Consider the following 7,029-nt stretch of genomic DNA (forward strand, 5'->3'; position numbering starts at 1 on the left):
CACTGCCTTCTCGTCTGATGCCATTGAGGTGATGTCGGCTCATGCCCACCAGTCTTCGTAGTCTAGGTCTGCTGTCCCTCGTCCTGCTCGCGGGGGCGGTCACATCTCCGGGGCTGTGGGCGGCCGAGGAGCGCTCTGAGCAGCTTCTCGCCGAGACAGTGCGCTATGGCGATTCACACTTTGATGCCGGGACCTTCATGGTCACCGAGCCCGCCGGAGAACCGAACGCCCCCGAGTACAGCCTCCCCTACGCCACAGCCCTCCTCGCAACCGGTGGGGACACGGCACGTGCGTCGGCTGTGATCGGTGCGTGCCTGAGTCTGCAGGACACCCAGGCCACGAGTCCCACGAAGGGGCTGTTCCGGTGGAAGCCCACAGCTACCACGGCGCTGCGGACCTCGGTGTACCATATGGGTCCTCAGCTTGCATGGCTCTACAGGACGCAGACCGAGACTCTAGGCGAGGCGCTCTCAGCCCGCGTCAAGGCGGCACTGGACCTTGCCCTCAAGGCCGTCTCGCACCCGGACCCGCGGACGAAGGAGAGCGACCAGGAGCAGTTGCAGCGATTGGCGGCCGCCGTGAGCATGGCTGCTGCGCTGGGCGATCCATCTCTCCCGACGCAGGTCGCCGCGGCAGACATCCATCTGACCCGGTGGCTGAAGGAGGTCGGCGCTTCAGGACGCCTCTGGGCCCCGAGCCCCTCTGGCGACGTGCTGCGGATAATGGCTCTCGAGCGTTTGTGGGAGAGCATGCCCGAGTCGTCACGGCCTGTCGCTGAGCAGGCCCTCCGGCTGTGCTACCTGGACTTCGCGCAGCGTGTACACCCGGATCCGCTGACCGTCGCCGGTGCCTCCGACTTCTCCTACCCCGAGGAGATCATGGACGGGCGAGGAATCGCGACGGCACTGATCTACCGCAACTTTGGCGGCAAACTCACCGGGGGCATCAGACCCTATGCGGCGCCGATCGCCCTCTCAGCCTACCGTCCGCCCTCCGACATCGCTGCGCTTGTGCGGCCTGTGTTCAAGCCCTATCAGGTCCAGACGACCTGCAACGGCGACAACAACTCGCCCTGCGCAACCGACACCTACCTGCATCCGAACTACACCCTCGGCACGATGACGGGGTGGTGCCTCGCCAACACGGTGCCTGTGCTGGCAACCTTCTCCCACTACGAGAACCAGCCGACGGCCTTCTTCCGGGCCTACGGGACGCCGGCCCACGTGAACGCCCTGCAGTGTTCGAACTTCGCCCTGTGCAGCTTCAACTTTGACCACCTGGGGGTTGAGCCACAGAGGATGCAGGCCTACGTCAAGGGCAACCTGGGGTCGGCACGCGAGATCCAGGAAGTCTACGCGATGGGGAGCCTGTGGCAGGGCGACGCGATCGCTGTGGGGTCGAGGGGGACGGTGGTGGTGAAGCGTGGCGGCGCCTACCTCGCCATCACGCTGCTGGAGTGTGGACCCGTGGGCGTCGACATCACATCGCGGCGGAAGCCTGGGGTGCTTGAGTGGGAAGGGGAGGGGGAGTACGCCACGCTGGCGCTGACGATCTATGCCCGGCAGGAGGAGTACCGGCTGCCCCGGGCGATGGACGACTGGCGAGCGGGGTTCGCCATCCAGATATGGAACGGCGACCAGTTCGATAGCACGCAGGACGTGGCCCGCTGGCTTGATACCTCGCGGATCACACAGAAGTACGCGCCCGGTATCCTGCGGACCTCGATTCCGAGAGAGACGAACCCGGTTCTGGATCGGAACAAGCCGCAGCCGAAGAAGACCTACGTGACGACGGCGCAGAAAGTGCACACCATCGACTACAGCTACCGGCGGGGAGACGGGAACCACTTCACCCTGATAGAGGACCTCCGTCGCGAGCAGGTGATGGACCGACTGCTCAACGACCAGCCACTCCAGGCGACGGCGTCCTTCTGGAACAGTCCAGCCTTCCTGTGGACGCCTAAGCAGTCCCTGGAAGCCGCTCTGACGCCACCCAAGGCCACCGCCGAACCGGATGCGAGTGCCAAGGGTGATTGACTGCCTCTACCCCTGACGACGCACCCAGTCCGGCGGCCCAGGTTCAGCTAGAAGGGCAAGGGCGGAGGGGTTGAGCCGTCATCCGTCTGCCCACTGCCACCTCCGCCGGCGGGCGGTTTGTCTGTGCTCCCGGAGCCAGGAGGAGCGTAGCTCAGGCCGTCGCCACCGCCGCACCCCACGACCAGGAACACCATTGCCAGTAGTAGCACCACGAGCAGCAAGCGCATAGCATGCACCTCTCCGCGCCAAGCGTCGCTCTGGTGTGCCTCAGAGCAGCTCGGCAACGTTCTCGCGGACCTTCCGCACCGCGTTCAGGATCAGGTCCATGTCTGAGGTCTCGCCGAGGAAGAGCGAGTGGCCCAGAGAGCAGCCTTCCTCCGCCAGGACGCGGTCGGCTACCGGCGTCTCGACCTTGGCGTAGTCCGGCGGCTCGATGCCGGCCGGCCAGCAGACCGGGCCGAACTCGCGGTTGGTGAACAGCGGGTTCTTCTGGATCGGGTGTAAGTGCCCGCTCCCGATACTCAGGCCCTCGGCAGCCATGGCCTCGACGAACTTGCTCCGAGGCAGCCCCTCGAACTCGGCGCTGTTGAACTTGAAGTGGTAGAAGTAGCACCCGCGCCGGGTCACGATCTGCGGATCCCACTCGATGGGCTCGACGCCGGGGATCTCGCGCAGGCCGTCCTCGAGATAGCGGAAGTTGGCGTTTCGGCGCTCGTTCTGCTCCGGAATCCGCTGGGCCTGGCAGTAGCCGATGGCGCCCTGCCACTCGGTCATCCGCAGGTTGCTGGCGACGATGTGGTGCTCGTAGAAGGGGCGGCCGGCGATGCGGCCGATGTGGTGGAAGGTGAAGGCCTTGGCTGCCAGCTCCTCGTCATCGGTGAGGACCATGCCGCCTTCGCCACAGGTGAGGTTCTTGCCCATCTGGAAGCTGAAGGTGCCGAAGGCCCCGAAGGTTCCGGCGCCCTTGCCACGCCACTGCGTTCCGTGGGCATGGGCACAGTCTTCGATGATGAACAGGCCGTGCCTGCGGGCGATGTCGGTCAGGCGGTCCATATCGCAGGGGTAGCCACCGTAGTGAACGGGCAGTATCCCCGCGGTTCGCGGGCCGATGGCTGCCTCGACTGCGGCCGGGTCCATCTGGTAGGTCGCGGGCTCGATGTCGACGACGATTGGGATGGCGTTGACCAGCACCACGGCTGTGGCGGTGGCCACGAAGGTGGACGCCGGCACGATGACCTCGTCACCGGGTTTGATGCCGACGGCCTTGAGGGCCAGCTCGATCGCCTGTGTGCCATTGGTGCATGCAACAGCGTACTTGGCGCCCTGGTAGGCCGAGAAGGCAGCCTCAAACCGCGACACCCAGGACTGAGCAGCAGCGGCATCGGTGTAGGCGCCGCGCCACCACTTGCCGGAGTCCAGGACGCTCATCAGGGCCTCGCGCTCTTCGTCTCCGTACTGGGGCCAGGGCAGCCCCAGCGGCCGGTCGATCGCTTTGGGTCCGCCGTGAACCGCAAGCTTTGACATAGCATACTCCCTTAGTGCTGGTGGTCTAGGACTCTGCCGGGGTACTTCGTCGAGAGGCCCTGGATACCTTCCGGCCCGGATCCGTCTTTGAGCATGGCTCACCTCGGATTATGCGGCGCCGGGAAGATTCTCTGCGGTTTTGTCTTGGTCAGGAAGGTGCGGCGGCAGCGGGTGGGGAATAGGGTTCGCCTAGTCTATGTGGATGGGCACCAGGTAATGACTCGATCGCCGGACACTCACAGTCAGCAGAACCCGCACGAAGAGACGCTACAAAGCCTGACCTTCCGCGCAGCAGTTCTCGCAGTCGTCTTTACCTTTGCGATCTATCTGCTCACCACCAAGCCGGGCTTCGTACGTATCAACTGGGTACCGTACACCTCGCCACCGGTGCAGCCCTTCTTTCTACTCCTGCTCCTGCAGGGGTTCAACGTGCTGCTCCAACGCTGCGCGTGGCTGCGTCGTCACATCCGCCCCTTGACGCGCGCGGAGCTGTTCTTCATCTATGCAGCCACCTGCATTTCTCTGCCGATGGAGCGTGGCGGCTACGTCATCCACTACCTGACCAGTGGCCAGTACTTCGCCACCGACGCCAACAAGTGGGGCGCGATCTTCGAGCAGTACCCCGACTGGATGGTGCCGAAGGACGAGATGGTCATCAAGCGGTGGATGGAGGGCTCGGCGACCGGCCACATCCCGTGGGAGGCCTGGAAGACCCCTTTGTCATACTGGTTCCTGTTCCAGATGATGATGGTCTTCACCGTGATGTGCCTGGTGTCGCTGTTCCGCAGGCAGTGGTCGGAGAAGGAGCGACTGACCTATCCGCTGCTGTTCATACCCCTGGAGATCACGGGGGGGACTGCGAGCGAGGGGTACACCAGGGGCTTCTTCCGCAATCCCCTCATGTGGGTTGGCTTCTCGATTGCGGCCGGCTACAATGCCCTCAACATCCTGCATGCCTACTTCCCCGGCGTGCCGGGGATTCAGCGCTATGTCCCGCTCGACCCGTATCTGCGGGAGGGGTGGCTGGCTTACCTGAGCCCGCTGACGCTCGGGTTCTCCCTGGAGATCTGGGGCCTCGCGTACCTGATCTCGGGTGAGATCCTGTGCTCCAGTTGGGTCTGCTACCTGCTGATGAAGATGGTGAAGGTCTTCGGGCTCAGCATGGGCTATCGGGCGGCTGGGTTCCCCTTCTTCCAGGAGGTCAGCAGCGGCGGGTCCATCGCCCTGGTGGCTTTCTATGTACTGGTTGCCCGCCCCCACTTGGCCGAGGTGTGGAGACAGGTCCGTTACGGAGGAGAGAAGAACGAGCCCTTGCCCTACCGCTGGCTCGTCTTTGGGCTGCTGGCGGGGACCGTGGGCATGATCGTGTTCTGGGCGCAGGCTGGGCTGAGCCCCGGCCCTGCGATCGCCTTCTTCCTGTCGATGTTCGTGTTTGTGATCGTGGCCGGGCGTGTCCGAGCTGAGGCGGGCCCACCGGTGGCGTGGTGCCATCCCTACGGGTACGATCAGCAGATGCCGATGCACATCCTGGGGACGCGGGCCCTGCGGGGCTTTGGCGGTGAGAAGCAACTGGGCCTGTTCGGTATCCTGTTCTGGATCGGGCGCGCCGCCTATCCGCACCAGGTCGGCCAGTACTTCCTTGACGGGTTCCAGCTTGCCCACCACGCCGAGGCCAAGCGCAGCCATTTCGCCGGGCTCATGCTGGCGGTGTGCGCGATCGCGCTGTGCATCACGTTCTGGTACCATCTGGACGTGGGCTACAAACTGGGGCAGATCCTGATTGGGAGCCGCTCAGGCGAGCAGAGCATTAGCTGGGGCTTCAACTGGTCGCGAGCCGAGTATGGCGTCATCCGCGCTGCCATCGACCGGCCGACCGGTCCGGACGTCACACGCATCGGCTTCTACGCGGGAGGGTTTGTGTTCACGAGCCTGCTCACCGTGGCGCGCACCCGGATCACGAACTTCCCGCTGCACCCGCTGGGCTTCCTCCTGGCGACCCTGTACGGCGACAACACCCCGTACTGGTTCCCGTTCTTCCTGGCCTGGCTGGCCCAGCGCCTGTTCCTGCGCTACGGTGGCCTGAAGATGTACCGGCGGTACGTGCCGCTCTTCCTGGGCATGGCCTTCGGACACATGCTGCTCGGCGGCTTCCTGTGGCGCATCGTCATCAACTACTTCATCGACCCGGCGATCTCCAAACGGTACTACCTCAACATGGGTGGTTAGGAGCCCGCGAGGCAGACCGGCCTTGCCCTCAACCGACCGAAGACCACGAAGGGTCCCGAAGCTCGTAGTGCGGGACCCGGTCAGGACGAGAGGAGGCCTGCCGTGAGACCGGAATCCGACCCTCCGTTCGTTCGCCAGATAGCCATGGGATGCTTCGGAGTAGGGCTGGCAATCGCCTTCATTGCCGCGATCGTTGCCTACCTGGTCTCCCACAGTTTCATCACAGCGATCCTCGTGCTGGCCGCGGTCATGCTCGTGCCGGTGATCGTGGCGTGGGTGTATCTGCGCCAGAAGGTCGCCGACAGCTACTATGAGGTGCGTGTCGAGCCCGTACCCACCTCGGTGAAGCTGGGCGACAGCTTCGACTTCCGGGCGATGGTCCTGCCGAAGCGTGACCTGAGGATTGGCCGAGGCCAGGTGGTTTTGCGCTGCCAGGAGCATGCCATCAGTCGCGGCGGCTCGAGCGACAGTCACTATCGCCAGACCCTCTTCGAGCAGCCCGTTGATCTCCCTGAAGGCCGTCGCTACACCCACGGTGAGGCCCTGGAAATCCGCCAGAGGCTAACGATCCCGGCCGACGCTATCCCCTCCTTTGCCGGGCACAACAACTCCATCGAGTGGAGGGTCCTGCTGCGCGTGCCTATGCCGGGCATCTGCCCCGATCTGCACGAGGCGCTTCCGCTGAGCGTTGCGCCGTGCTTCGCCCCGGGTGCCGACACCGAACGTGCTGCGGGGACAGGAATCCCAGTCCGGTGGTCTGAGGCAGTGACCGCGCCGACGGGCCTGGGCCAAGTGGGGACAGTGACGGCGGAGCTGCGGGGCTACGAAGGGCCGACGCTGCATGGTCTTCCGGCGGCCGCAGTAGGGGAGAGACTGCGCCTGAGTCTGCGGGTGCGGACGGACGGCGACCTCCACTGCCGGGGCGTGCTGGCGCAGGTTTGCTGCCACCTTCACGGCTCAGGGACGGCGGAGGAGGTAGTGGTCTTTGCCGAGCAGCAGATCCACGAAGGGGACTTCGCCGCCGGTCAGGTCGCTGAGCACACCTATGAGGTGACGGTGCCGGACTCCGGTCCGGTGAGCTTCGAGGGGCGCTACGTGAAGATGGATTGGTGTGTGCGAGTGCGCGTGGACATCCCGATCTGGGTGGACAAGCGTCTGACGCTGCCCTTCCTAGTCACTCCGCGTGTCAGCTCAGAGCGCGAGTGAGCGCCGACTCGGCACGACGCACATCTTCCGGGGAGAC

At 64.8% G+C, this 7,029-nt stretch carries 5 protein-coding genes; 3 read left to right on the top strand and 2 right to left on the bottom strand.

All coding sequences use genetic code 11. From position 1 onward, the window contains the following. Positions 1-41 precede the first annotated feature (41 nt). Positions 42-2,036, top strand: coding sequence for a hypothetical protein (locus tag ABFE16_03350; protein MEN6344311.1), 1,995 nt, complete (start codon positions 42-44; stop codon positions 2,034-2,036). A gap of 47 nt (positions 2,037-2,083) precedes the next feature. Here the strand turns inward: ABFE16_03350 and ABFE16_03355 are convergent, their stop codons facing one another. After that, positions 2,084-2,263 carry a hypothetical protein gene (locus tag ABFE16_03355; GenBank protein MEN6344312.1) on the bottom strand — a complete coding sequence of 60 codons (180 nt, stop codon included), beginning with the start codon at positions 2,261-2,263 and terminating at the stop codon, positions 2,084-2,086. Positions 2,264-2,303: 40 nt separating this feature from the next. Beyond that, positions 2,304-3,560 (bottom strand): DegT/DnrJ/EryC1/StrS family aminotransferase, encoded by a 1,257-nt coding sequence (locus ABFE16_03360; GenBank protein ID MEN6344313.1) that lies wholly within the window; start codon positions 3,558-3,560, stop codon positions 2,304-2,306. A gap of 216 nt (positions 3,561-3,776) precedes the next feature. On the opposite strand from ABFE16_03360, the gene ABFE16_03365 reads away from it, so the two are divergent. Both ABFE16_03365 and ABFE16_03370 read left to right on the top strand, forming a co-directional pair. Further along, complete coding sequence (locus ABFE16_03365; protein ID MEN6344314.1) at positions 3,777-5,786, top strand: DUF6785 family protein; 2,010 nt, start codon at positions 3,777-3,779, stop codon at positions 5,784-5,786. Between the two features lie 102 nt (positions 5,787-5,888). Continuing rightward, positions 5,889-6,992, top strand: coding sequence for a hypothetical protein (locus tag ABFE16_03370; protein MEN6344315.1), 1,104 nt, complete (start codon positions 5,889-5,891; stop codon positions 6,990-6,992). Positions 6,993-7,029 lie beyond the last annotated feature (37 nt).

Source organism: Armatimonadia bacterium (assembly GCA_039679385.1).
Taxonomy (GTDB): Bacteria; Armatimonadota; Zipacnadia; order Zipacnadales; family JABUFB01; genus JAJFTQ01.

Bases quoted from the DNA above. Each gene is read 5' to 3' on its own strand.
- ABFE16_03350 (MEN6344311.1), top strand. From the start codon at position 42: ATGCCCACCAGTCTTCGTAGTCTAGGTCTGCTGTCCCTCGTCCTGCTC.
- ABFE16_03355 (MEN6344312.1), bottom strand. From the start codon at position 2,263: ATGCGCTTGCTGCTCGTGGTGCTACTACTGGCAATGGTGTTCCTGGTC.
- ABFE16_03360 (MEN6344313.1), bottom strand. From the start codon at position 3,560: ATGTCAAAGCTTGCGGTTCACGGCGGACCCAAAGCGATCGACCGGCCG.
- ABFE16_03365 (MEN6344314.1), top strand. From the start codon at position 3,777: ATGACTCGATCGCCGGACACTCACAGTCAGCAGAACCCGCACGAAGAG.